19 protein-coding genes and 1 pseudogene are annotated in these 26,978 nt (G+C 36.4%); 11 read left to right on the plus strand and 9 right to left on the minus strand.

Annotation, left to right across the window (positions count from 1 at the left end; all coding sequences use genetic code 11):
• Position 1: 1 nt before the first annotated feature.
• Positions 2 to 364: a YxeA family protein gene (locus AC1DCY_RS11330; RefSeq protein WP_477350154.1), complete on the plus strand. Its 363-nt coding sequence runs from the start codon at positions 2 to 4 to the stop codon at positions 362 to 364.
• 25 nt (positions 365 to 389) lie between these two features.
• On the opposite strand, the gene AC1DCY_RS11335 is transcribed toward AC1DCY_RS11330, so the two are convergent.
• Together AC1DCY_RS11335 and AC1DCY_RS11340 are read right to left on the minus strand one after the other, a co-directional pair.
• On the minus strand, positions 390 to 1,781 hold the full coding sequence (locus AC1DCY_RS11335) for a sensor histidine kinase (RefSeq protein WP_477350156.1): 1,392 nt from the start codon (positions 1,779 to 1,781) through the stop codon (positions 390 to 392).
• Complete coding sequence (locus AC1DCY_RS11340) at positions 1,778 to 2,500, minus strand: response regulator transcription factor (protein WP_477350158.1); 723 nt, start codon at positions 2,498 to 2,500, stop codon at positions 1,778 to 1,780. Before AC1DCY_RS11340 ends, AC1DCY_RS11335 begins: the two co-directional genes overlap by 4 nt.
• 550 nt (positions 2,501 to 3,050) lie before the next feature.
• On the opposite strand from AC1DCY_RS11340, the gene AC1DCY_RS11345 reads away from it, so the two are divergent.
• The 4 genes and pseudogenes from AC1DCY_RS11345 to AC1DCY_RS11360 all read left to right on the plus strand — a co-directional run bounded on the left by AC1DCY_RS11345 (position 3,051) and on the right by AC1DCY_RS11360 (position 7,214).
• Complete coding sequence (locus AC1DCY_RS11345) at positions 3,051 to 3,266, plus strand: hypothetical protein (RefSeq protein WP_477350161.1); 216 nt, start codon at positions 3,051 to 3,053, stop codon at positions 3,264 to 3,266.
• A 484-nt stretch (positions 3,267 to 3,750) separates the two neighbouring features.
• Entirely contained in the window at positions 3,751 to 5,109 is a 1,359-nt protein-coding gene (locus tag AC1DCY_RS11350) for an acetamidase/formamidase family protein (protein ID WP_477350163.1), read from the plus strand.
• Positions 5,110 to 5,262: 153 nt separating this feature from the next.
• Positions 5,263 to 5,379, plus strand: a pseudogene (locus AC1DCY_RS11355) (HPP family protein); the annotation flags it as partial.
• A gap of 359 nt (positions 5,380 to 5,738) precedes the next feature.
• Positions 5,739 to 7,214, plus strand: coding sequence for a hypothetical protein (locus tag AC1DCY_RS11360; RefSeq protein ID WP_477350165.1), 1,476 nt, complete (start codon positions 5,739 to 5,741; stop codon positions 7,212 to 7,214).
• 129 nt (positions 7,215 to 7,343) lie between these two features.
• Here AC1DCY_RS11360 and AC1DCY_RS11365 read toward each other — a convergent pair whose 3' ends face one another.
• Both AC1DCY_RS11365 and AC1DCY_RS11370 read right to left on the minus strand, forming a co-directional pair.
• Entirely contained in the window at positions 7,344 to 8,528 is a 1,185-nt protein-coding gene (locus AC1DCY_RS11365; RefSeq protein ID WP_477350167.1) for a CaiB/BaiF CoA transferase family protein, read from the minus strand.
• 431 nt (positions 8,529 to 8,959) lie between these two features.
• Positions 8,960 to 9,871: a CAP domain-containing protein gene (locus tag AC1DCY_RS11370; protein WP_477350169.1), complete on the minus strand. Its 912-nt coding sequence runs from the start codon at positions 9,869 to 9,871 to the stop codon at positions 8,960 to 8,962.
• Positions 9,872 to 10,034: 163 nt separating this feature from the next.
• On the opposite strand from AC1DCY_RS11370, the gene AC1DCY_RS11375 reads away from it, so the two are divergent.
• From AC1DCY_RS11375 to AC1DCY_RS11385, 3 genes are all read left to right on the plus strand, one after another.
• Positions 10,035 to 10,397, plus strand: a complete 363-nt coding sequence (locus AC1DCY_RS11375; RefSeq protein ID WP_477350171.1) for a hypothetical protein — start codon at positions 10,035 to 10,037, stop codon at positions 10,395 to 10,397.
• A 160-nt stretch (positions 10,398 to 10,557) separates the two neighbouring features.
• Positions 10,558 to 12,126 (plus strand): sensor domain-containing diguanylate cyclase, encoded by a 1,569-nt coding sequence (locus AC1DCY_RS11380; RefSeq protein ID WP_477350173.1) that lies wholly within the window; start codon positions 10,558 to 10,560, stop codon positions 12,124 to 12,126.
• 759 nt (positions 12,127 to 12,885) lie between these two features.
• A complete protein-coding gene (locus tag AC1DCY_RS11385; protein ID WP_477350175.1) occupies positions 12,886 to 17,121 on the plus strand; it encodes an S-layer homology domain-containing protein in 4,236 nt (1,411 codons plus the stop codon).
• 165 nt (positions 17,122 to 17,286) lie between these two features.
• Here AC1DCY_RS11385 and AC1DCY_RS11390 read toward each other — a convergent pair whose 3' ends face one another.
• The 4 genes from AC1DCY_RS11390 to AC1DCY_RS11405 form a co-directional block, all read right to left on the minus strand.
• Positions 17,287 to 18,681: a nucleoside recognition domain-containing protein gene (locus tag AC1DCY_RS11390; protein WP_477350177.1), complete on the minus strand. Its 1,395-nt coding sequence runs from the start codon at positions 18,679 to 18,681 to the stop codon at positions 17,287 to 17,289.
• On the minus strand, positions 18,653 to 19,378 hold the full coding sequence (locus AC1DCY_RS11395) for a FeoB small GTPase domain-containing protein (RefSeq protein WP_477350179.1): 726 nt from the start codon (positions 19,376 to 19,378) through the stop codon (positions 18,653 to 18,655). The genes AC1DCY_RS11390 and AC1DCY_RS11395 overlap by 29 nt, the downstream gene beginning before the upstream one ends.
• Complete coding sequence (locus AC1DCY_RS11400) at positions 19,375 to 19,629, minus strand: FeoA family protein (RefSeq protein ID WP_477350181.1); 255 nt, start codon at positions 19,627 to 19,629, stop codon at positions 19,375 to 19,377. Before AC1DCY_RS11400 ends, AC1DCY_RS11395 begins: the two co-directional genes overlap by 4 nt.
• A gap of 425 nt (positions 19,630 to 20,054) precedes the next feature.
• Positions 20,055 to 21,356, minus strand: coding sequence for a hypothetical protein (locus AC1DCY_RS11405; RefSeq protein WP_477350182.1), 1,302 nt, complete (start codon positions 21,354 to 21,356; stop codon positions 20,055 to 20,057).
• Between the two features lie 399 nt (positions 21,357 to 21,755).
• Between AC1DCY_RS11405 and mntA the strand changes: the two genes are divergently transcribed.
• Together mntA and hepT are read left to right on the plus strand one after the other, a co-directional pair.
• On the plus strand, positions 21,756 to 22,169 hold the full coding sequence (gene mntA, locus AC1DCY_RS11410; RefSeq protein ID WP_419150305.1) for a type VII toxin-antitoxin system MntA family adenylyltransferase antitoxin: 414 nt from the start codon (positions 21,756 to 21,758) through the stop codon (positions 22,167 to 22,169).
• Positions 22,162 to 22,566 (plus strand): type VII toxin-antitoxin system HepT family RNase toxin, encoded by a 405-nt coding sequence (gene hepT, locus AC1DCY_RS11415; protein WP_477350207.1) that lies wholly within the window; start codon positions 22,162 to 22,164, stop codon positions 22,564 to 22,566. Before mntA ends, hepT begins: the two co-directional genes overlap by 8 nt.
• 68 nt (positions 22,567 to 22,634) lie before the next feature.
• Here hepT and AC1DCY_RS11420 read toward each other — a convergent pair whose 3' ends face one another.
• On the minus strand, positions 22,635 to 24,545 hold the full coding sequence (locus tag AC1DCY_RS11420) for an S-layer protein (protein WP_477350185.1): 1,911 nt from the start codon (positions 24,543 to 24,545) through the stop codon (positions 22,635 to 22,637).
• A 244-nt stretch (positions 24,546 to 24,789) separates the two neighbouring features.
• Between AC1DCY_RS11420 and AC1DCY_RS11425 the strand changes: the two genes are divergently transcribed.
• On the plus strand, positions 24,790 to 26,892 hold the full coding sequence (locus tag AC1DCY_RS11425) for a methyl-accepting chemotaxis protein (RefSeq protein WP_477350186.1): 2,103 nt from the start codon (positions 24,790 to 24,792) through the stop codon (positions 26,890 to 26,892).
• Positions 26,893 to 26,978 lie beyond the last annotated feature (86 nt).

Here is a 26,978-nt window from a genome sequence, read left to right on the forward strand (position 1 = left end):
TATGAAAAAGGTTTTCTTAGGTATAGGAGCATTGTTCTTATTGTTCGTAGCAGGACTTGTTGTTCTGATGACCGTTGATTTTAACCGTTTAAATAAAGAAGCATACTATGTTCATATCACTACTGATGGTGAAGTAGAGGAGTATAAGCTAGATAGTGGAGAAATTATGAAAATGTATTGGTACGAGATACCTGCTTATGACGAAAACGGTAAAGAGCAAACATTAAAGTTTTCAGCTCATAAAAATTTACGCCACGATGCATACATGAAGCTTTATGTAAAAAAAGAAACGGAAGTTACATCATATGATGAAGTAAAATTCAGTGAGCTACCTAAAAAAGTACAGGAGCTAATGAAGAAATAAGAAAAAGGAGTAGTCCCATATCGGGCTACTCCTTTTTTCCTTCTTGTAATTGAATGCTGACAGTTGTACCTTGTTGTTCTTCAGAGGAAATAGTTACAGTTCCTCCGTGCGCTTCAATAATATCTCTAGCAATAGCAGTACCTAACCCAGTACCATGTGTTTGCTCAGTATTTGTACCTCGATAATAGCGTTCAAAAATATGTTCTAGGTCTTCTGCAGCAATGCCGTTACCGTTATCAGAAATTGTAATAGAATGATCATCAACAAGAACATTTACTGAAACATCAGAAGAATTATGAAGCAATGCATTGTGTAAAAAATTCATCACGGCTCGTCGCATAAAGTGTTTGTCAATGTGATGCTTGATGACATCTTTAGTTGCATTAAATTCAATATTGGCTTGCTCATATTGTGGTGTATTAAGTGTATCAATAACGATTTCACGAATAAATTGCACCATATTTACCTCGGTTAAACTTAATGGAAGCTGCTGATGTCTTAAGCGCATAGTTAAATTTAAATCATCCAGTAAATTTTGCATATGCAAAGATTGTTTTTCGATAATCTGAGCATATTCCGTTTGTTCATAAGGAGTCGATTTTTCATCATTTAGTAGCTCCGCATAACCACGAATCGAGGCAAGGGGTGTTTTCATATCGTGTGAGACATTACTGATCCATTCCTCGCGCATCATCTCTAATCTTTTACGTTCCTGCTCATGTGCAGCAAGCTCTCTCGATACTTCATTTAAATTTTCAAAAACTGGTTTGTAAACACCACCAGGCATTTTATTAGGCATATGCTCATGATTCTTTAAATGACGAATCCGTTCGATTATTGCATGTAGAGGTTTGGTCAACGTACGACCGAAAAGCCATCCAACTAGTGTAGCTACTAATAAGTCGGCAATAACGATGAATAACCCAAACTTGCCAATAAACTGTAATACTGATGAGCCAGAAAAATGCATGACTAATCTTGTAGTATCGCTACCCTTAATACCAACGAGATAACTAACAGCATCCTTACTGCCTATATACACCGTAGTATTAGCGTCAAATTCTTTATATTTATATACTTGAATTAAGTCGATGGGTGCATAATGCGACTGAGCCTTATCTGGTGCATTATGAGATTCAAGGACCTGACCATTAACATCAAGCAATTGAATCCAAGCATTTCGCTGATGTAAGTGTTGAAGCCCCTCTTCACTTACTGATGGCGTACCATTACTGATTTCAATATACTTCTGGAAGTCCCTGACAAAGTTTTCTTCTGTATTTGCAATTCCCCGATCATAATCCCTTGCTAGCTGATAAGAGAGGAGCCCGATTAGAATGGCCGTATTGACGAAAATAACAATAATTACAATAGACAGCACAGACAGAAGGAATCTAGCTGTTAATTTCCATTTCATACTTGCTCCTCTTTTGGAACGACAAATTTATAGCCAAGCCCTTTTACAGTTGTAATATACACAGGTTTTGATGCATCTTTTTCAACCTTTTCACGGAGACGTCGAATATGCACCATCACGGTATTGTCTGAGCCGAAAAAGTCCTCTCCCCATACACGTTCAAACAGAGTTTCTTTACTTAAAATTCGATTAGGATTGTTCATAAAGCAAGCCATCAAGCCGATTTCCTTCGCCGTTAGCTCTAATAAAATGCCGTCTTTATGTACTTCCGTTTCATCCCCATTAAGCAAGAATGGACCAACTGGAATCGACTTCGCGGAAGTTACTGGTGCTGATTCCTGTGTCTGATAACCAGCTCTGCGAAGCTGTGCCTTCACACGGTAAGCGACCTCTTTAGGACTAAAAGGTTTCGTAATATAATCGTCTCCTCCGATCGCAAGTCCTAAAATTTTATCAATTTCCTCATTTTTCGCTGACATGAAAAGCACCGGCACATGCGACACTTCTCGAATACGTCGACATAAATCATAGCCCTCACCATCAGGAAGCATCACATCAAGAAGTACAATATCGGGTTGTGTTTGTTGAAAGCTCGTCCAAGCTTCTTGAATGGAACCAGCTGTATGAATTTGCTTATAACCTTCTTTTTGTAGACTGACTTTTAGAAGGTTTGCTAAATCTGCCTCATCATCCACCACTAGAATAGTTGGTTCTTGCATGTTCACACGTCCTTTCCTCTTTATTATTGTAAATCGCCATTTTGAGAATAGCGTATAGTTAAACGGTTTAGCAGTAGCGCGATAAATCTTTTCTTACCATCTCAAAAAAGATTCTTTATAACCACTTTATGTGACTCATTATAAATGAAACTTGCTTAAAAAAGGAATTGAGACATTACTTGAATTAAAAATATAAAGAAGTTAACCAATCAATTACCTATAAAGGGAAAAAAATAATACTTTATATACGTCATTTTTAAATAGTATATGGAGAAATTATTATGTAGCAATTAAATCACTAATTAGTTCCAGCTTTCGACCACTGATTACTGGAGCGATTTTTATTACTCTGAGAAATACACGCTGTTTTGATTATTAGCAATCTTTTTTTCGAGATGGCAGGTATCATCTAGCTTAATGTAGAAATACAATATAATAAAACTGAAAATTCGATTAATACATCAAATTCATAAGTGACTTTAAAAAATATCGTCTAACTAATGAGGATATAACGCAGTGATATCAAAATAAACAGAAGGGGATGAAAGTATTGGCTCGGAAGTATTGGACACCGATGATTTTAGGAATCTTATGTGGAATATTGGTGCTTCCTGGTATATTCAAATGGCTAGGGATACCTACTTTTGATAAATTACTTTATATAGCTCTCGGTCCACCTAATACATTCAATATTGTTTTAGCCATTTTACTAACAATTACACTCATTTTTATAGTACTAAGAATGACCATACTTACAAAGAGATGAATGTTTATTACAAAATAAAAGTGCTGACTTTTACAATGCATTTGTACGAGTCTGTGCTTTTTTTTTGTATAAATGGTTGAAAACACACAAATAAAACGTCATAATTTTCCATGTGTTCAATAGCCATTTTATTGGACAAAAATCATGCATTTATCCATATAAAAAATGCATTGAAAAAGATGCAACGCTACTTTAATTATTTCATACATACGATTACTGACATTTTCCTCGAAATGGCAGGAACTATCAAACTTGATGTCGAAATTAAGCTTTACAATCGACAAATCACTACAAAAATTTATATAAAGAGTTGAAATTAAAATTAACTTCTTTCAGCGGCCACGTCCTGTGGCAATTTATCTGCGAGACAGCGGCAAATGTTTTCTGTAGCGAAAGCAAAGCGTCAGCTACAATTATGCCGAGGCATAATTGATCAAAAAAAATCCGTATACATAAAATAAAACCTAGGAGCGTGACGAAAGAAATGACAAGCGAATTGCAAGTGCTAGAAACAGAAGGAATGCCAAGTGAAGATCTTGTACAGCAGCCGCAAGCCGTCGAAACGTTATTCGTAAATGAGTACATAGACGGTGTTTTAGATCCACAGCAGAAAATGCTTGGACCTGTCAAAGACGGTGGAACAATTATTGCTAATACGACGCCAGGCTGTTGGGGACCGATGCTAACACCAACGATTCGTGGTGGGCATGAAGTAACAAAGCCCGTATTTGTAGAAGGGGCAGAGGTAGGGGATGCCATTGTTATCAAGATTAAATCAATACAGGTAACATCAATAGCAACAGCATCTGGACACGATGAGGCAATTTTGGACCGATTCATTGGGGATCCATTCGTATCCGTAAAATGTCCAGGTTGTGGTAAGCTTCATCCTAATACAGTTGTCAAAGGAATAGGTCGACAGGCCATTCGCTGTTCGACATGTGATACAGAAACATCACCTTTTAACATGACGAATGGCTATACTATGGCGTTAGATCATAAAGGTAATATTGGTGTGACTGTTGGGCGAGAAGGGGCTCGCCGTATTGCACTTGATGCTAAAAATTATATGCGTACACCTGAAAAATCTGTGCAAAATCCTGTGGTTGCATTAGCACCAAGTGATTTGATTGGTGTTATGGCAAGAATGCGACCATTTCTAGGGCAGCTTGGAACGACACCTTCAAAGGCGATGCCAGACTCGCATAATGCTGGTGATTTTGGTTCGTTTTTAATCGGTGCGCCACATGAATATGCATTTACACAGACTGAATTAGATACACATAGTACAGATGGACATATGGATATAAGCCGTGTTCGTGAGGGTGCAACAATAATTTGCCCAGTAAAGGTTCCGGGGGGCGGTGTGTATATTGGTGATATGCACGCAATGCAAGGGGACGGAGAAATTGCAGGACATACAACGGATGTTGCTGGTATTGTTCAACTTCAGGTAAGTGTGTTGAAAAAAGTAGCTTTGGATGGCCCTATTTTATTGCCAAATACAGAGGATTTGCCTTATACGGCTAAACCATTTACAAAGGAAGAAAAACGTCGTGCACGGGAGCTTGCTGAGGAATTCGGCGTTAAACAAGTGGAGGAAGTATTCCCTGTATCAATTGTTGGCTCTGGAACAACATTAAATGAAGCAACAACTAATGCAATAAGCCGTGCTGCAAGGCTTTTTGAGATGAGCGAGCCAGAGGTTATGAATCGAGCGACGATTACAGGATCGATTGAAATTGGTCGTCATCCAGGAGTTGTAACAGCAACATTCCAAGTACCTAAAACAATACTAAAAAAGGCGAAAATTTATAAGCCAGTGAAAAAACAATATGATTAAAGGCTACTGAAAAGCTCAGAAAGAAAGCAAACTAAAATATTTCATAGTTTGCTTTTTTGTGTTGGTATATTTGATTTTGTGTCTAAAATTTTACATTTTGAAATTGAATTCTCTTTAGTAGTGTTATAATGGAACAAGCTTAGAATACACTTAGGCTATGGATGGAGCTATCTAGTAATGCCCGTTCTTATTGGTGCTCTCATTATCGTATTCTTTGGTCTTATGATAAATAATCTACGCGAAACGCGGAAGTATCCTTTGTTTTGGTGAGGAATAAATTCTAACAAGTGGCAGAAAAATGTGTTAGAAATCCATGTAGTGAAAAATTGATCCAGGAAATCTTTGTGAGTGTTGCGGCTTTAAATGAGCTCACACAGCAAATTTTATCTTTTAACCCATCTATGAGGTATTTGATCTTTATAGATGGCTTTTTTATGCGTTGTAGCTGAAGTTGTCGATTTTTCACGAATACTTTTGTTGTAATTTCTTTTATGCAGATCACGATTTCTTTAGCATATGTTGGATAAGATTTGTTATATTGAAGAAAGAGTGTTAAAAGGTTTAATCAAGTATTTTACAAGATAGGGGAAGATCTTTGTTGGTTGAATTTGATGGGGGGCTCCAGTTGCATGCTGTTGGATTGTGATGAGCAGTTATTCATGACATATAAACAAAGTGGTGAAAAGGGTGCTGAAAAATTACTTTCAAAATGGTTAGAAGCAGAGATTGATTCACTAGCAGACCCAAAAATTCTAGGTACTGCACTTTCACCGAGTTTATTTTTAGTGAATGAGGAAACAGCGATGAATATTGCGTTTTCAACTGCACGAAAATATTGGGGTCGTGTAACGACAGATATGCAAACTTTCTTTAATAAGCATGGTTTGGATACTAAATTTGTTAATGAACGTCTCAATGCTTTTTTTTATACGCAAAAGGGCAAGGAGACATTTTTTGAGCAGCTTTTTGCACAGCATACAATGGACTTAGAACGATTAATCTGGCTAATTTTCGGGAAGCGAATGCAAATTACAATGCCAGTTAATGAACTACAAACTATATTTTTATATAAATTTGAAAATGAATATTTTGTGCATATGATTTATAAAGAAGAAGCCCAATTTTGGCATTGGCTTTTCATAAAAAAGGTTTATTCACTGTTTATCCACAAACCATTAGAACAATTCACATTTATCCATGAAATGATGGGGCATATTGAGCAATCTGCAAGAAAAAATTGTGTACATGTGGATAACTTTGTGGATAATTATAGAGGTACTATGGATAAGTGTATAACTTATGTGGATAATCGTAATTCTACTTGCTTGGCTAAAAAACAGTTACATCTTTACCAAATTGTAACGCACTATCGTTTATCGGAAGGGGATTATCGATGCGTTAAAGCGCTAATTACTTCCTTTGAAGCGGATTGGCGTTATTCAATGTATGCATTGACAGAGAAAGAAAAAGTTTTGATTGCCTATCTTCTGTTTCATATAGCGAATCAGGAGCAGAGTCACGAAACTGTTATTCACTACGGTGAGTATTTATTAGAAGATGAAAGACTTAATAATTACGCGATAGAGATTCTGTTGGAATATAAGGACTTATTGCCGAATCGTAAGCCAACACCTCCTGCCATTATTAAAAATTATGAACTTAATTTTTTAGAAAACTTGTATGCAGTATTGCTGGATCATTATGTGAAAATGGGGCGTTATCAAGAGGGGCTCCTGCTTTTAAAAGAACATGTACTAGCATCCAATAAAAAAATACATGCCTCTTTAGTACAGAGTAACTATAGTAATGAGCAATTTATTGCGATTGAGGCATCAGTTCAGCAGGATATTGCTCTCCATGTGAATAATTCATTACAGCATATCGGCTTGTCTGTGGAAGAATGGCGCCGACATTATCGTCAGTTAGAAACGCCTTGCTATTTGGTAGCACAGAGTGCATCCTTGCATATACTTAATATTTTAAAAGTTTTATTTGTGACGGAACAATATGAGCTGTTTGAAAAATTAATGGAAATTTATAAAAAATATTTACTCATTGATGATCATTTCGAAAAGCTACGAGTCTTTATAAGTGCATATGTTTAACTTATTTCAGCAACACGTAGCGACAGCTACAATTATGCCGAGGCATAATTGATTAGAAAACAAAAAAGTGTCTAATGTGTTTTAATTGCAGCATTAGACACCTTTTTTATTTCGTTTTAACCTATGCTATTATTCTAAAACCCCTTTGTCCTTTAAGTCAGCAATTTGCTCGACACTAAAGCCAAGTGAAGACAACACTTCTTCATTATGCTCTCCAAGCTTAGCGCCAACATGCTTGTACTGCGGTTTAACGCCGTTAAACTTAAAAGCCGATGCAATTTGTTTTTGCGTAGTACCGTCACTTTTAGGAATATCAACAATCATGTCACGAGCCTTGAGTTGAGGATGCTCACATGCTTCTGGAAAGGTTAATACTGGTTCGACACATCCCTCGAAATCCTCGTTAAATACTTCAAGCCATTCTTCATAAGTCTTCGATAAGAACGCATCATGGACAGCTTCTTTAAAACGGATTTGTGTATAGTATGAATCATTAAACGTATTATCAATGAGCTCAGGAATATCAAGCGCTTCACAGAGTAATCTGCGGAATTGAGGCTCAAGACTTCCTACCGAGAAAAATCGGCCGTCCTTTGTTTTGTAAAAGTCATAGTAGCTACCACCATTTAAAATTTCCTGTTCGGGCTGTGGTACACGACCACCGCCAATATAGGCAGATCCATACATAGCATTGAGTGAAAATACAGCATCGGTCATACTTATATCAACGTATTGTCCTTCTCCTGTTTTTTCACGGTGTAAAGCAGCAGCAAGTACTCCAATTGCTGAATGCATCGTGCCCCCAGCAATATCAGCAAGTTGAACACCCATTGAGACAGGTTTTTTATCTTTATGACGTGAATAATCAAGCATGCCAGCTAATGATAAATAGTTATTGTCATGTCCTGGTCGATTGCTATATGGTCCAGTTTGTCCATAGCCTGTAATAGCACAATAAATAACCTTAGGATTTACTTCTTTTAGTGCTTCATAGCCGATGCCGAGTCGCTGCATGACACCAGGTCGAAATCCTTCGATAATTATGTCATACTCTTTCACAAGTGACTTAACAATTTCTATAGCTTCAGGCGATTTTAAATTTAATGTTAATGACTTTTTAGAACGATTCAAATGTTGATGAATATACGCCTCGTGATCATCATCGTAAGGAGGCATAATACGTGTTAAGTCTACGCGCTTTGATGATTCAACATGAATAACCTCAGCACCTAGATCAGCAAATATCATTGTCGCCATTGGTCCCGGTAGTAATGCAGAAAAATCGAGAATTTTTAACCCCTTTAAAATACCCAAATCTCCCAACCCCTTTTTGTGTAGGCTACATTGTATTCAAGAATGCATTGTAGCGCTTTTCTCATAATCCCCATTTTGTGAAAAGCATGCACCATCGCTGTATTAATACAGAGTGATTATAAATTATCAGTATTATAACAAAAGAAATGATGGCTTGACTATGTTAAATTTTATTATAAAATAATTAGTCAAAAAATTATATGTCAGAATAACGATAAAAGTAAAAAAATTCCGAATGTAGGTTTATCTTCATAACGTGGGTGTGATTTCGTTCCGATTGGATCAACTTATAAAAAGGGTATACGTTTTAATAAGTATCATTCTCAAATTTCAGATTGCGATAAGGCTAAAAAAATCTCTATGCAATAGATTTCTGCATAGAGATTTTTGTGTATATTGGTTATCATCAAATAAATTTCAGCCATTCAAACTTACTTAGAATAAAAGTTAATTGTATAATAGGGTGCACCGTTGTCTTTAAAACAGACACCAACAAAAATATGTGTAAATTCTTTTCTTAAAATATTTCTACGATGTCCTTTTGAATTCATCAGTGCTTCATGGGCAAATATACTATTGGGCTGGCCTTGTGCTATATTTTCTCCATACCAATAGTGATTAACTCCACCAGCAGTGAGGCGGTCATTGGAATGATTACCTTTATGATCTTGATGACTAAAAAATTGGTATGTGATCATATTGCTACTATGCTGCCGAGCAATAGGGTTACACCCCTTATCATAAATGAGTGGTTGCAAGCCTTCTATAACTCGCTCATGGTTAATAAGATCAACCATTAAATCTTCAAGTCCTGTTCGTAGTTCATTGGAAGGCTTACTATAATAACTATGTTTACTTAATTCTGTTTTGGCATTAATCCAAATAATAGAACGAACAATATTGTTTTTGTGTAAATCATAGAAAAAAGTAACATAGTAATCATCGATCAAATAGGTCCCATGTGTAGTATTGCCTTCACAATCATTGTAATCAAGCAGATAGCTTGTGTTTTGATAGTGAACGGCTCTAAGTGGAAGACCGTATTTTCTTTTTACATCTATTCGATTAGCACCGATATGAATACCGAATACGCTATTCCCAATGCGTGTTTCATATCCTCCAACCTCATTGGAATTATGCTTTCCTACGAGGGAAAATTGGGAGTAGTCCATCTCGACTCGATGCCATTTCAGTTTATATTCACTTGGAAAGCTGGATAGTGACAAAGTTTTTTGTGTATTTGTTACATTTGTACGAGCTGACTTATTTGAATTGAAAGCAGTATTCGTCCATAGAGCCATACTAAAACCAACCATTATTGGAGCTACTTTACGTAACAACATCTTTAAACCCTCTTCTAATAATAAATTTATAATAAAAATCTATCAAAATAATAAAAGTTCTATAGATATAAAGTTACTATATTTTTGTTCTATTAACGACGCTAAAATTTTGGAACATTCCCTACTATATGGCTTAATGAAGGTATGATCTCTGTTAAAATGTGTGCCATTTATAAAAGTTGATTGGAGTGGAGACTGGGCGACTCCTTGGGAATCAGCAACAAATGTTTTATCTGTGCGAAAGCGTAGCGACAGCAACAATTGTTTTATCTGTGCGAAAGCGAAGCGACAGCAACAATTGTTTTATCTGTGCGAAAGCGAAGCGACAGCAACAAAATGTTTTATCTGTGCGAAAGCGAAGCGTCAGCAACAAAATGTTTTATCTGTGCGAAAGCGAAGCGTCAGCAACAAATGTTTTATCTGTGAGAAAGCGAAGCGACAGCAACAAATGTTTTATCTGTGCGAAAGCGAAGCGTCAACAACGACAAAGCACCCAGTCGGAACGGAAATCAACCCTACGCTTTAGTGGTGAGTCTAATATTTTGCTTTTGTTATAAGAGGGAATTGAAAAGTACTATTTTTACAAATACTTTTCTCTCAATATAAGATATTTTCTTAATAAGGAATTTTTTTGTGCTTTAATAGAATAATAGAGGAAATTATAAACTAGGGGTAAATGATAGAAAATGAAATCAAAACAGATAAAGTTAAAGTATTTAATCATGGGTGTTGCCATGGCTGCTTTTTTCTTAACAGGCATTGGTAGCATTTGGAGTGGCTACCGTATGAATGTTGCTTCGATTAAAGAAAATACACTTGAAACGAATCGAGTATATGCACAAAAATTAGCAACAACCGCAAGTTCTTATCTTGAAGAATCATTTCAGATTTTAGGGTATAGCGCCAGCACGATAAATACGAAAATGCATGATAGCGATGCATTGATTCAGGAAACTGAGCGTTTGAAAAAGCAAAATAATATGTTTAACTCTGTTCTTATCACAAATGCAAAAGGTCTTGTATTATCTATTTCACCACCATCCGAGGAGGTACTAGGTGCAGTATTAACATCAGTTGGGGCGAAAGAGGCTTTATCTAAAAAGAAACCTCTTGTCTCACAGCCTTATAAGGGAATGACAGGGCGCCTCCTTATTTTTATATCGTATCCTATATTTTCAGAGACAAATGAATATTTAGGAATGGTAGCTGGGACAATTTATTTAAAGGAACACAATGTTTTTAATGAATTACTCGGAGAGCATTATTATCATGATGGTTCATATGTGTACGTAGTTGATTCGGATGGGCGCGTTATCTATCATCAGAACCCAAGTCGCGTCAATGATATCGCTATTGAAAATAAAGTTGTTCAAGAAGTGGTTTCTGGAAAAAGTGGGGCTCAGCAAGTAATGAATACTAGAGGAGTAGAAATGCTTGCTGGTTATAGCACCGTACCTTTAGCAGGCTGGGGAGTAGTTGCTCAAAGACCGTTAAATGTAGCATTGGAACCTTCATTTGATAGAGTACAGGAAGTAGCTATAAAATCCATTCCGCTTATGCTAATCTCGATTTTTATTGTTCTTTGGATGGCAGCACGTATAGCTAATCCCTTACAGCAATTAGCTACTTTAACAGAGGAGAGCATGGAATCGAAAAATGTAGAAGGCTTGAAATCTGTACGTAGTTGGTACTTTGAAGCGTACTTTTTAAAAAGTGCACTCATTCGGAGTTTAACATTTTTACAGGGACAAGTGTCCTATTTTAAAGATCAATCTACAACAGATCCGTTAACAGGTGTAACGAATCGTCGCACAATGGATGCGATGCTAGCGGAGTGGCTTGATAACGATTTGCCACATGCCCTCATTTTGTTGGATTTAGATCATTTTAAAAGTGTTAATGATACGTATGGTCATGCTGTAGGTGATAAGGTTTTACAATTTTTAGCTCAAAATATGAAAGCAGTCGCTCGTGAGGGAGATGTTTGCTGTCGCTACGGTGGTGAGGAATTTGTGATATTATTGCCAACTACTACTGCTGAGGAAGCGGCACAGGTGGCTGAACAACTCCGCGATATGTTGGCACATACTACAAGTCCTTGTGGTCGCCCAGTTACATTATCAGCAGGTGTTGCAGTGTATCCACAAATGGCTGACACGACAGAAAAATTAATCGAGGCCGCGGATGGTGCGCTGTATCTTGCAAAACAAGCTGGACGGAATCGAGTCATGGTAGCAGAGCAAGAAAATAAATAAAAAAATGTTTTAAAATGAGCATACATTTCTAATTTTTAGGGTACATGATTAATGGAACGATCATTTGGGCAAGCTATTTTTAAGTCATTCCCCATATGACTTGTGAATTATGTTCAAATGATACGTAAACTCGGGACACATCTCTCGATCGACTTGACAAGATGTAAGGTTATCCCCCTTTCCCTTATGACATCACAAGTACGTCTAGATGTATGCCTATATATTGTTAAAAGCCAAGTGAGCACCGATGCTACTTGGCTTTTTTATATGGGGATAAAAGTAGAACGGTGTGGATAAAAACTGAAATTGTTCCGATAAAACGAGAAAATATTCCGATAAAAGTTAAAATTGTTCCGATAAAATGAAATTTTGTTCCGATAAATCTTTAAAGTATACATATAAAAATGAATTCATCACAATAACGTTCCGAACGAGTCGCTTCGTTATTGCTGTCGCTTCGCTTTCGCACAGATAAAACAGTTGTTGCTGTCGCTACGCTTTCGCACAGAAAACATCCGCTGCTCGATCCAAGGTCTCATTTGTGACGCTAATCTCCCAAAGGAGTCGCCCAGTCGGAACGGAAATCAACCTCACGTTATGCCAAGTGAATCTTTTATGTTATTGCTGATTTTTGTTAACGATTTTCTTCCAGTATTTTAGAATTATCTATGAAGGTTCACTATCTACCTGTCGATATAAAGGGTATGATGAAAATGATATTTTGAACGTATCAAATACATAGTTGAAAGGAAGAGTGGGATGGATAAAACAAAAGTCCAAAAAGTGAATAAAGCACTTATAGCAACTGTTTTTGCTACTAGCGGGATTGCTGTTGTAGTGCCACCACCACAAAAGGCAGCTGCAGCTTCTTCACCATTTACGGATGTTGACCCATATTCAAGTCATTATGACGATATTTTGAAATTATACAATAAAGGTGCAATTAGTGGGTATGCAGATAATACTTTTCGACCAAATCAAAGTGTAACACGTGGTCAGGCAGCAAAAATGCTGGCAACTGTTTTAAACTTGGATTTAAAAAATGCCCAAGACCCATATTTTAAAGATGTCCCAAAAAGTAGTGAATACTACAAGTATATAGCTGCATTACAAAATGCAGGAATCATGTCTGGGTATTCAAACGGAACATTTATGCCTAATGAAGTAGTTACACGCGGGCAATTAGCGAAAATTTTAGTGCTTGGTTTTAAATTTGAGGTAGCATCTAATTACAACAATAGTTTTAAAGATGTAACTAGCCAAACAAGCAATGCTATCTATATCCAAACTTTAGTAGATTTAAAGATTACGGAAGGGACAACGCCTGTCACTTTCTCACCATTTAATGCAGTAACACGTGGACAATTTGCATCCTTTATTGTGCGTTCACAAGAGCAAAAGGGCAATGCCACATCTTACAAAATTACAGGTGTTGAAGACAATCATGTTTACATAAATGCCGAGCCTTACTCGGTACCGAAAAGTCTCTCGCATATTTTTAACGAAGATAATGCACCGGTATTAAAAGGTGCGCTTATTGAAGGGGACCTTTCAGGCAAAACCATTCGCTCTGTTTCGAAGCTAACATTGAATGCAAGTGGGACAAACTCAAGATTTCTAGAGTTTGATGGTAATCATGGGTCCTTTGGTGCGACAATCGTTGTCAATGGGAACTATATTGAATTTTCGAATGTTACCCTGACTGGCACTATGCTTGTCAACGAAACGGTACGTCCACCTTTACAATTAGGCGTTTCCTACTATAAGCCATTATCGCTTGGCCGTATAGCAAGCACCAATACTGCATTTATCAACTGGTCTAATCCAGATAATCCAAATGATGAAGGCTCGTCCTCATCCAATAATGGTCCAGCAAAAGATCTTCAAGATTGGTCAGATCAGAATTCTAACAAGAATCCTGATAAAAACAAGCCATTTGAGAACTGGTCTAAAGATAAAGTGACGATGAAAAATGTTGAAAAACATATTGAATTTTATAACAGCACTGTATCACGACTAGTAGTCTCTCAAAGCGGTACAAAAATCGAAGCAAATATGAAGCTACCACGTGTAGACATCATCGGGAATGTTCGTGAATTTGAGATTCAAGGAAATATCGGCACACTAAACCTTGATACAGAAACGAAGCTGACAATTTACGGAGATGGCAATATCGATTGGATTAACTACAATAGCTATACAGATTTAGAGCTATATCTAGATGGTCGTGTAGGTGTTCTGTATGTTGATAATGTATACGGTTGGGTTGATATTGGAGATTACACGTATATTGACAAAGTGATTATACCGAAGGGCGAGGGACCGAATAATATCTTCGACGACTTCTTAGAGGATAAAGATAATGTCGGCAATATTGTAGATGAAGACGGTAAACCAGTCGATAAAGACGATATTGATAAACAAAACCCAGCTGATAAAACAAAACCGTCAATCGACATTACGAATGTAACAGTTTTAAATGGTAGTGATATTCAGGTAGACTTCACTTCAGATAAAGTTGGAACTTACTATTATATCGTTCGTGAAGAAGGCGCTGATGCACCAACGAAAAAAGAAATGGTAAATCGCATTTCTACTGACAATGCGGCAAATGGAACAGGCGCTGCAGTGAATGGCAAAAACACTATTAAAATCACTAATTTAGGTGAGAAAAAGAAATATGTTGTTTATGTGATGGTCGTTGATGGAGCGAAGAATGTTTCGGATATTAAATCAGACAAATTCACAATGAAGGATGCAACACCGCCGACAGTTACAATTAAAAATGCAGAAGGACTTCCAGGGGGGCAACGAGCAAAATTCTCCTTTAAAGCAAGTGAGCCTGGGGATTATTATTACTATGTTCGTAAACAGTCTAAAGCCCCAGCTCCGACAACAGCTGAAATTGTAGCTAATCCGACAGGTAAGGGAAAGGTAAAGTCAGAATCTGAAATTATTACACACATAATAGAGAAAACTGATTTTGAATTTGAGCCGGAAAAAGAATATGAATTGTATGTAGTGATGAAGGATGATTCAGGTAATTATTCAAAAGATCCTGCTGTATGGACGACGTTTTCGACGCTAAAATTAGATAAGGAGCCGCCATATTTAATTAGTAAAGAATTAAAACGTATTAGTGAACATTCGAACGAATTCTATATAGACTTTAACGAAGAATTAGATAAAGCAACAGCTGAAAATGTAAACAACTATAACCTAAGTGGTACCGTAATTATTAGTATTGAAGGCCAGCCTAAATTTGTGAAACCAGAAACTGCCAAATACGAAAAAACTAGTACTGGTTCAAGAGTAACTTTAAAAATTCCTTCTAATACAGGATTCGTAAATGGAGATAACTTAATTGTAACGGTACTACCAGGTGTAAAAGATTTAGCAGGTAACGAATTTGAAAATAATACAAATTTACTACCTAATATAGAAAAACCTCGAAATAGCGCTGAATATATTTATCGAAATACTGGTGTACCTGTACTTAATTTTATAGGTAAACCAATATTAAACTCTGAAAAAGATCGCGCAGTAGTTAATTTTAATGCATCGAGAGCCGGAACATATCACTATGTTATTATGAAATCTGGTATTGATACGGAAAAAATTGATGGCAGACTATTAATTAATGCTATTCAAGATGAAGCATCTTTTTTTGAGGTTGATGGAGAAAAGATTGATATAAAGGGATCTAAAGGAGATAATCCGGCTAGTTTAGGTGACCAGCCAATTACTGTCCCGTTCCCTCCAACCGCTTCTTTAAGTCCATTTGAGAGCTATAGTATTTATATGGTACTACGAGATCGATCAGGAAATATCTCTCTAGTAAAATCGTTAGAGTTAATCGGTGATAAAACAGCTCCATTTATCAGTGATACAGCATTAAAAATGAATGAAGGGGACACAAGTGGCTCCTTTAAATTTTCTTCAAATGAGGCTGGAGCTTATCATTATATAATAAGAAAAAAATATAGCGATACTGATCCAACAGTATTAAATCCTGTGCCAACTAAAGAAGAAATTTTTGCAACCAAAGGGACAACTATGCGTGTAGGGGAAAATACTTTTAATTTTAAGGACCTACAGAGACATAAAGATTATGCAATTTATGTTGGTGTTTCCGATAATTTTGGTAATAAAACACTTCTGAAAGAGCTAACTTACGATGGTGATGGCAATATTACAGGCAGTAACGGTAATATTGGTCAGGACTTTTTCTCTGACGGTACGAAGCCACGTGTTGAAGACCCTATTTTTAAACGAATTGATGGAAAAACATTTGAAGTTACATTTTCTGAAGCAGTTGGTGACCCTAATAATCAAGGCGGAATTATCGGTAACAATGTGCCATTCTTTAAACTTACAAATTTAGATGGTACCACTGCAACATTGCCATCGCACACTTGGGCATGGGAAGAAGGCTCAGATACTAAAAATACATGGGAGCCAAGAAAACTGATACTAACATTTACTAAACCAGTTGAACAAAGCTTTGCTTTAACTGTAGATCCTACTATTACAGATATTGGCAGTGCTATTAATAAGGGTCATTTATTCAGTGACGGTAAGCCAACAGCTTCACACATCTATAGAACGCTTGAAACAAATATTGAAAGTGCGAAATTACAACCACCTATTTCAACGGATAGAGGTAAAAATATTGTAGCAACATTTGACTTTGTATTTGAAGATCCTTCTGTTCAAGAGGGAGAAGCTGCTTCCTACTATTATAAAATGTACAGTAAAACACTCTCTCAGGATAAGATAGATGCTGTGTCAATGTTAGAGGTAGTCGTACCTAAAACACCAGGAGCTGTTCAGAGTTTAATTGAAGGTAACGGTAAAACTAAGCTTTCACAAGGACGTACTGAACAACTTATTACACATCCAACAGCATCGTTTATTGAAGGAGATTATATAGTAATTGTAATAGTAGACAAATACGGTAATATGTATAAAGTTCAGGATAAGATAACAAAATAAAGAATAATAAAGAAGAAACTCTTCAACATTTTTAGTTGAAGAGTTTCTTCTTATTTTATCTAGTTGAGCAAGATTAAAATAGTTTCCTTTACATCACTCCGCACTTCATTGCAGTCTATTTGCTGAAGCGCTAAAAAGAGGGGCTTTTAAAAGCCCCTCCCATCATCACACCCAACCAAACGCTCGAGCAATTGTTGCCGTTAGCCATGTCACACCAATGGCAATAACAGTTGGAATTAAAAATGACATAAATGTCCACTTTGGACTTTTTGTTTCTTTATAAATATTGACTAAAGTCGTTCCACAAGGGTAGTGTAGCAGTGAGAATAACATCATATTTAAAGCTGTTAACCAAGTCCAGCCTTGGTCGATAAACACTTGTTTTAGCTTCGATAAATCCTCAATTTCTAGCATAGCTCCTTGCGATAAATACGCCATAATCAGGATAGGGATAACAATTTCATTAGCTGGTAGCCCAAGAATAAATGCAGCCATAATAAAGCCATCCATACCGAGAGCGTGACCAAATGGCTCTAAAAAGTTAACAAAATGCATTAGAATGCTCGTATCACCAACGTAAATATTGGCGAATACCCAAGTTAAAATAGAGGCAGGCGCTGCAACGATAACCGCTCTTTTTAATACATTCCATGCTTTATCAATACTTGCTCTTAAAATTGTATTCCAGAACTTTGGTTTTCGGAATGGTGGAAGCTCTAATGTATAATGTGTGGGTACACCCTTTAAAGCTGTTTTAGAAAGAACCCAGGAAACGGATAATGTCACAACGACGCCAAACATAACAAATCCTATTAAAATGGCCGATGTTACAAGTGTACTTGTTGCACCTGAAAAACCAGTTACCATAAATAATGATGCTAATAAAATAAGTGTTGGCCATCGCCCGTTACAAGGAACAAAATTATTTGTTAAAATGGCTAACATTCGTTCACGAGGGGATTCTATAATTCTCGTTGACAGAATAGCAGCAGCATTACAGCCAAAGCCCATTGCCATTGTTAATGACTGCTTCCCGTGTCCACCTGCTCGTTTGAATAAACGGTCCATATTAAATGCTACTCGTGGTAGATAACCGTAGTTTTCTAATAGAGCGAACATAGGGAAGAATATTGCCATTGGTGGTAGCATGACACTAATAACCCAACCGGTACCTCTAAATAGCCCAAGAATTAAAATACCGTGTAGCCATTCGGGTGCGTGCATTGCTTCAAAAAGAATTGTTAGCTTACCCTCTAGATAGCCAAATAAGTTTGCTAACATATCAGATGGTACGTTTGCGCCAGCAATAGTAATGTAAAAGACAGTCCCAAGCAAGATAAGCATAATAGGGAATCCCCAAATGCGGGATGTGAAAATTTCATCTAATTTATCGGATCTGTACATGGCAGAGTTCTGCGATACTACTTTTTTACATAAAGATTTGCTTTTAGTATAAATATCACTAACGATTTCATCTCGAATATCTTCATTCGAAACTTCGTTCACTTCAGCTAAAATACCCTTAAGTGAATTATGATTTAACACTGACTGGGACCCCATTCGTTCTCACCTCGTGCTGTTTATTATTCTTATGGTTTTGCAGTTTTAAGATCAATTCCTCATCACCATCAAGTAAGCGAAGGGCAACCCATCTTGAAGGATATTTTTCATCAAAATAACCTTCTAGTTTCGATTCTATCTTTGTAATGGCTTCCTCTATTTCTTTCGAATATTTCATGCGATACGGAGTTGTAACGATTTGTCCCGTCACCAGTTGACTTAATGTATCGAGCAATCGATTAATACCTTTTTTATTTCTTGCCGATATTTTTACTACTGGGACTCCTAGCTCACGAGCCAATCTCTTTTCATCAATTCGGATACCTTTTTTCTCAGCTTCATCAATTAAATTGATACAAATGATGACATTATTAGTCATTTCTAAAACTTGGAGTGCAAGATTTAAATTTCTCTCTAATGATGTTGCATCAAGCACAACAATCGTTGCATCCGGTTGGTGAAAAACAATATGGTCTCTTGCAACTTCTTCATCTGCTGAATTGGAAAATAGAGAATAGGTCCCGGGTAAATCCACGAGTACATATTGCTCTCCTTTGTGTTCAAAAGATCCTTCTGCATGAACAACCGTTTTCCCTGGCCAGTTCCCGGTATGCTGCTTCAATCCTGTTAATGTATTAAATAATGTGCTTTTACCGGTATTTGGGTTACCTGCTAAAGCTATTCTTTTTACTCTCACTTTGTATTCCCCCTAACTATTTCGCCTAAAATCATAGAGCTTTCATCATTACGTAATGCAATCGTCGTATTGCTTACGCGATAAGCAACAGGATCTCCTAAAGGGCTTTTACGAAGAACAGAGATTTCTGCTTCTTTTACAAAGCCTAAATCCAATAATCTTCTTCTTAAAGGACCTTTAATGTTTATTTTTTTAATCAAAAAGCAATCTCCAAATGAGCATTCAGAAAGTGGTTTTAATATTTTTTCCATACGAATTTTTTATTCCTTTCTATAATAATATTTCCCGGACTTCATATTGTTTCTCTAAGGAAACTTTATTAAAGATTACGCCTGTTTTATGACAATTGTCAATGGTTTTCTGAAAATTTTATGAAATAACGCGATAAAAGAGTGTACTAATGAAGGGAATAACGGTGCATTTTGTATGACAAAGAAATGTTGAAAAAAAGGGGAGTTGTTTAGCATAAGCGGGCAAAGTTTTTGGTGTAATGCTATGAAAAGGTCCTTAATATGATGTATTAATGAAAGTGGGTTTTCGTTACAGGTGCCTATAGAATTTTTAACATAAGAGGGGATCTGCTTCGAAAAAGCGATAGAGGAGCAAAAAAACATAAAACCCTCTGCTACTAATAAAGTATTGGCAGAGGGACATGATATTTTTCTTTACTTGGAGATCACTCTTGGATTAGGAATGAAGCAGAGGAAGCTGTTTGAATGAAATGACGATTTCCTTCTACTGTGTAATCAGCTGGTACTGGTTTGCCAAAGGTATTGGTACGAACGATGGAGGCATTCGGTGACAGATTATTGATAATGATCTCCATATTCGCCTCAAATTCAACCGGTTTGTTATTTAATGTTGCCTGGAATGTGATACGATTCGATATTTTTGTAATGCTAATTTCCATAACACCAGTATCCTCATTAAGAAGAGTTCCTAGTGGTGGAATAATAACAGTCATATTGGATTTTGTTGTTAAAACAAAGCGATCAGCACTATTTTCCGTGTCGGCAACGTTTATTTTTGCTGTATAAGTATTTTTGTTTTTAGTCATAGCTGTAGTTTTACCTGGTACGGCTACTGTATCCGATAAAATTGGCTTTTTTGACCCCTTACCTTTATTCGGTAAATCATATTTTCCATTTACAAAGTCTACTAAAGTCCAGACATTAGGTACAAGCTGCTGTTGCACAGGTGTTAAAGCTTCAAAGGCTGTTTTCGCTGCCTGTACATCTTGAGCAGTAGACGTTTTAGGCGATAAAGCTGCAATAGCGTTTTCGACTTCCTTAGCTGCCGCCTTATCCTTCACAACAAGCTGTTCAGCATCTAATAACTTCTGTTCGATACCAACAGGTAAATAGACGTATGTAAATCTACGTAGTGCATTAAGCTCAGCTCTAGCATCAGCTACATCTTGATGGAAGGTAATGCGAGAAGAGTTTAATAATTGGATTTTATTGACCACTTTATCGATAGATGTATTAGGCGTGATGTAGGATGTCAGTATTTTTTGTGATTCCGGACTTACAAAGGACTTTTGGGCTGCATTTAATGTATTATACCAATCTTTCGTTTCCATAACATTTTGGTAGTAATTGACGGAAGTTGAATCTACTGAAGCTAATTTTTCATCAATTTGTGCAGCAAGCTTACGATAAGCAACTCTTGTCTGTTGATGATTTGATAACGTTGAATAATTCGTAACGTATTGTTTTTCCGTTTCGGTTAACTCATTGTAGGCTTTGATGGCTGCTTCTAAATTTGTTTGGAATGAAGCTGTTGTATCATTAATATTTGAAATAAGTCGAACGACATTCGAAACGTTGGCGTTATAGTAATAAGTATAATCGTATATGTAAGCAGTTTTTGAATGTCCAGTAAAATCAGCAGCTGATGCTGACGTAGTAGGTGCAGTATAGATCAGTGAAGGGATAGCAACTAGGGCCAGTAAGGCTAATTTTCTTTTGTTTTTCATAATAAGGGAAACCTCCTATATGGTTTTGGATAAGTGTGATGGGTAAATTATAGGTCTTTTACTCTAAGTGAAACCTTTGATTGTCTTGTGAAATGGTTTATTATTTACCTGCCGAAAAGAGTCGTGTCTAGACAGGGATTTCCTAATATATGTTGGTAAACCAATTTTATCATATCTCAGGATTTTTTCATGTATATTTTAGGTGAATAGGTAGATTGATTGTGTAATTTTTAAATACTTTGTGTCTTATGTACTTATGAAAATATGAATGGAAGGTAGGTCGCTTTTTTAGAGAGAGGGATAGAACCTACCAAATATTGAATAGACTCCCGGTACAGATGGTTAGAAACCTTATACGAAGGGGAGAGTTTGTTATAATGAATCTAATAAGGAGCGGGGGTGTTTGATTTGCAACAAAACTGGCAGAAGGTAGTTGTTGAAAAGTTAGCATCAGCTGTTAATCCAGCCTTCGTTATTGTTTTTGGTTCTTATGCGCGGGGTTCGGCACGTGAAGATAGTGATTTAGATATTGCGTATTTTGCAAATAAACCGCTCTCAGGTTATGAACGTTTTCTATTAGCCGGAGAAATTGCACAGGCTTGTAATATTGATGTTGATTTAATCGATATGAGGACGGTTGATACAGTGTTTGCAGCGCAAATTTTTTCAAGTGGTATGGTTATTGATTGCCAAGATGAAAACGCCTTTGTTAAAGAACGAATGAGGGCTCTATCAATGTATGTGACGTTAAATGAGCAACGTGCGGGAATTCTAAAGGCAATTGAAGAGAGGGGGAGTGTCTATGGTGAATAATGATGTTGTTCTAAATAAGGTTGCAACCATTGAACGCTGTGTGAACCGTGTAAAAGAGGTGTATGATGGTAATCCTGAGAATTTGCAAGACATTACGAAGCAGGATAGTATCGTTTTGAATATTCAACGTGCGTGTGAAGCTAGTATTGATTTGGCCATGCATATTGTTAGTGATTTAAAGCTTGGTTTACCTAAAACGAGTAGAGAAGCATTTAAGTTTCTTGAGGAAAACGACATTATTGACTATGCATTAGCAAAAACATTAATAAATATGGTAGGGTTCCGAAATATTGCTGTGCACGATTATCAAGCTATTGAATTAAATATACTCCAAGCAATTATCGAGAATCATTTAAGTGATTTTAAAACCTATACAGAGGCGATATTGCTTATATAAAAGAAACAACAGGCTATAGAGATTTTTTAGCCTGTTGTTTTTAAATTATGAAACGAATAGAAGAATTTTTATCGTTGTTTACCTAAACGTTGGACATCTTTATAGATGTTGATGGCTTTGTCTAAACTGTTAATAGCATCTGTCACATCGTACGAAGAAGCATAAGAGTTATTAACAACAGATTGGGCATGTTCAACTGCTTTTACTAGGTCACGTTTTTCTCTTTCAGTGGTCCATAGTTCATAATAGGGAATATCAGTGCCATCTCCATTCTCAGAGACTTTTACATACTGAACCGAATTAATGAGTGACTTTAGCCATGATTTATCAACGTAACTCCAATAATTCGCACCGGATTTATAATTACCCCTATATGTTGAAATAGCATTATATAAATAATTATATGCAGACGAAATATCTGATAGAGACGAGGAGCTATTGTTTGCAATATTTTGTGCGTATGAAACAGCAGAAACTAGAGCGTCTTTTTCACTTTGCGTCGTCCAAATTACATAGGATGACAGTTCAGATCCATTCACAGAAACGGTTACATACTGTACAGAGTTAATAAGTGATAAAAGGGCAGATCGATCGACATTATATTGATAAGTGCCATATTTTTGTGCATTCTTATAAACCGTGATAGCGTAGTTTAAATTACTAATAGCATTTGTGATATCATACTGAGTTGCATAGATATTATTTACAACAGACTGTGCAGATGAAACGGCAGAGGTTAGTGTATCCTTCTCACTTTGAGTCGTCCAAGGTACATAAGAAGCTACATCATTACCATTGTTCCAAGAAACCGTTACATACTGAACTGAATAAATCATCGATTGTAATGAAGACTTATCACCATTAACATATTTTGTTCCGTTTTTTTGCGCAGCTTGATAAACGTTTAATGCATTTCTGTACTGTGTAATAGCATTGTTTATTTGTTCCTGAGAGGCGTTGGAATTATTAGCTACTGCTCTTGCACTGCTGACGGCAGATTCGAATGCTGTACGTTCAGTCTGCGTTGTCCATTTTTCAGTTGTTAAAACGTCATACCCATTATAAGATACTGCAACGTATGGAGGTGTAGCTATTAAATTACTTAGCTCGGTTTTATTTATCACAGATAATGTCACAGAGGCTTTTTTATCATCCACCTGCACCTTGTTAATTAGATGACCGGAATCTAATGCCACTTTTGCCCCGTGCTTGACAATCACTTGCTCAATTTTACCTTTTCCGTAAAGGCTAAAATCTTTCTCAACGTCGATTATAAGCTTATCAACATTGGCTGTAACTTCAAATGCTGTAACTTTACCAACTACTTCGATTTTTGAAATTGCTTTGTCAGAAGTCACATGTACTTTAGTGCGCCCCAAGTGAATGTTTGGAGATTTAATATCTTTTAGGGAAACATTTAACCAATTAATATTTTTAGTCAATAATAAAGGCTTAAAAGTAATTGTATCCTCAATTGCAACATTATCAATTGTAATTGCCTTCTTCACACGATTAGTGACAATAAGCTCACCTTTAATAGTTACATTTTGAACTTTTACATAATCCGCATTTACAGTTAGGCTTCCTTCAATTTGTGCGTCACCACCATCAAAATATACCGCTTTATTGTTTGTGCCAGCTTTAGTTAGTGTTAGTGCTGTAACGCTCGTGATTTCGCCGTTTTTTACGACAATTGTAGCTTGTGCATTCTTCAATGCAGTGCCATTCTCTGTTTTAAAAAGAGGCTTCAGCGACTGACTAATTTTAAATTGGCCATTGGATGTAAGTACTTTATCTTTAGTGATGTCGGTAATGGTAACGGTTTGCCCCTTTGTTTTGGCTGCAGCTACCTGTCGATCAATTTGAATTGAGTGGTTTAAAGATGAATCATTTGAAGCGGCCTTTGCAGGTGATACTGGCAAAACTAAGGTTGCTGTAATAGCTGTTGCCATAAAAGCCGATAACGCTTTATTCTTCAAATTAATCACTCCAATCATAGTGTTTTGTAGTTAATATATCATATATTTCAATATTTTAGTATATAGTGGGTATGTTTTACTGGTTAACCAAATTGATGGATAATTAGTCCTTTTTTATGTGGTTTGAATTTTTGGTATATATACATTTAAATTTTCTATAAAACAGCAAAATTCTGCTCGATTCGTTAAATATCTTGTTGTGATACGACATTTCATCCATTATTATTATGTAAGGGGTGTTGTGATGGGGAAATCTAGGAGTATTGCTTTAAAACTATCTGCTCTAATTATAGGGTTATTTTTAGTGTTATTTATTACATATACCGTTATTATAAGCGATATTTTGAAGAGACAAAGTGTTGATGATGCAGAAAGTGCAACATTGGAAACTGCTGAATATTCGGCAGCAAAGATGAGTGAACGCTTTAAAAAAGTAAACACGACTTTACTTACGACAAAACGTATAGTTGAGGGTATGGAGAAAAAAGGCGAGCTTTCTGCAGAAGGCATAATAGATATGATGGAAACTAACTTAGCTAGTAATGAAGATTTACTTGGTGTAGGAGCTGTTTTTGAACAGAACTCCACAAATATAGAACCAACAATCAATGCTACTTTAGTGGATTCAAAAAATCGCTTTATACCTTATTTAAGTAAGGATGGAAATGGAATAACAACGGCTTCTCTTGAAGGCATGGAAGACAAGAGTATATCCGAGTGGTATTGGATACCAAAAGAAGAAGGAAGATCCGTTCTAACGGAACCATATGATTATAAGGTAAATGGACAAACAGTACTAATGACAACGATTGCTGTTCCATTAGTGGATGCTTCGGGGTCATTTTTTGGCACATTGACGGCTGATATAGCTATTGATTATTTAAAAGGATTGACAGAGTCCGTAAAGTCAGATGGTGGCTATGCAGCTATTATTACTAACAAAGGAGTTTTAACTGCAAATAGCTTTGGTGAGTCATTAGAAGGATTAAATATGCAGGATAATTTGGACTGGACAAGCATTAAACAAACAATGGATAGTGCCGAGCTAAAAAGTATGTATGTGGATTCCGACGAGCTTAAGGAAAATTCATTTAACGTTTTTGCTCCGATGAATTTAGATGGTATTGATGAGACATGGACTGTACAAGTAGTGCTACCAAAATCCAAAATATTAGAAACCTATAATTATGTGCTTGTTTTTACCATCATAGCGTCAATTATTATAGTCGTTTTAATGACCGTCGCTAGTGCACTGTTTATTTATAAATTCCTGAAGCCATTAAAGTTTTTACGTACTTCTATTGAAACAGCAGCAGATGGAGATTTAACTCAAAAAGTTGATGAGAAGTATATTAAGGCTGATGAGATTGGTGCTGTTGCAAGAGCTTATAATAATATGCTAGATCAAACGAATAGCGCCATTCAAACGGTGCTGAATGCTACGACATTACTCAATCAATCATCAAATAATGTTCATGAGGCGTTTAATGAAATAGTTGCTTCAAGTCAAGAAGTCTCGGTAGCTATTAATGAAATTGCACAGGGAGCATCAAAGCAATCTGAGGATACAGAAGAAACCAATTATCGAATGATTGATTTATCCGATCAAATTGATACTATTACAACGCTTTCAAATGAAATGGATGAGCTGTCTAATAAAACGCAAGCAACTACAGAAAAAGGAATGAAAGAAGTCGAAAGCTTACGTGAACGTAATTCAGAAACGAATGCAATGAATGGGCGTATTCAACAGCAAATGGAGTCATTGGCGTCTAATATTGCCAATATCAATCAAATTATAGCGTCTATTCAGGGTATTACCGAGCAAACAAATCTATTAGCCTTAAATGCAAGCATAGAAGCTGCTCGTGCTGGGGAACATGGTAAAGGTTTTGCGGTTGTCGCTGAAGAGGTACGAAAGCTAGCAGAGCAATCCAGAAATGAGACAGAGGTTATTAAGCAAACGGTAGATAACATTCTTGAAAATTCTCAGCAAACAGTTGCTGTCATTGCTTCAAACGCGGGCTTAATACAAGCTCAAAATGAGTCAGTACAAAGCACTGAGGTTGTATTTAAAGACAATAGTGAGCTGTCTAGTTCTATTGCAACGTCAATTAGTGAGTTAATGACTAAACTTTCTCATATGTTAGAGCATAAAAATCAAGCGATTATGGCAATCCAAAGTATTTCTGCTATTTCTGAGGAGACTGCTGCATCTGCAGAACAGGTAAGCGCATCTGCTATTGACCAACAAGCGGAACTACAAAAGGTTGCAGAGTCCATCAATAATATGAACGAGATTTCAAAAGAATTACAAGAGGTCGTTAATCGCTTTAAGCTTGTTTAACTTTGTTCAGCAAAAGACTGCTTCAATATATGAGGCAGTCTTTTTATTTATGGTAAAAGGCATTGGGCTAAAAATGCCTCGTAAAG

The organism is Lysinibacillus sp. 10T31, from assembly GCF_056394365.1.

Coding starts and splice junctions, on each gene's coding strand:
- AC1DCY_RS11405 (WP_477350182.1), bottom strand. CDS start 21,356: ATGAAAAACAAAAGAAAATTAGCCTTACTGGCCCTAGTTGCTATCCCT.
- AC1DCY_RS11360 (WP_477350165.1), top strand. CDS start 5,739: ATGCTGTTGGATTGTGATGAGCAGTTATTCATGACATATAAACAAAGT.
- AC1DCY_RS11340 (WP_477350158.1), bottom strand. CDS start 2,500: ATGCAAGAACCAACTATTCTAGTGGTGGATGATGAGGCAGATTTAGCA.
- AC1DCY_RS11330 (WP_477350154.1), top strand. CDS start 2: ATGAAAAAGGTTTTCTTAGGTATAGGAGCATTGTTCTTATTGTTCGTA.
- AC1DCY_RS11350 (WP_477350163.1), top strand. CDS start 3,751: ATGACAAGCGAATTGCAAGTGCTAGAAACAGAAGGAATGCCAAGTGAA.
- AC1DCY_RS11335 (WP_477350156.1), bottom strand. CDS start 1,781: ATGAAATGGAAATTAACAGCTAGATTCCTTCTGTCTGTGCTGTCTATT.
- AC1DCY_RS11390 (WP_477350177.1), bottom strand. CDS start 18,681: ATGGGGTCCCAGTCAGTGTTAAATCATAATTCACTTAAGGGTATTTTA.
- AC1DCY_RS11385 (WP_477350175.1), top strand. CDS start 12,886: ATGGATAAAACAAAAGTCCAAAAAGTGAATAAAGCACTTATAGCAACT.
- AC1DCY_RS11425 (WP_477350186.1), top strand. CDS start 24,790: ATGGGGAAATCTAGGAGTATTGCTTTAAAACTATCTGCTCTAATTATA.
- AC1DCY_RS11380 (WP_477350173.1), top strand. CDS start 10,558: ATGAAATCAAAACAGATAAAGTTAAAGTATTTAATCATGGGTGTTGCC.
- AC1DCY_RS11400 (WP_477350181.1), bottom strand. CDS start 19,629: ATGGAAAAAATATTAAAACCACTTTCTGAATGCTCATTTGGAGATTGC.
- AC1DCY_RS11370 (WP_477350169.1), bottom strand. CDS start 9,871: ATGTTGTTACGTAAAGTAGCTCCAATAATGGTTGGTTTTAGTATGGCT.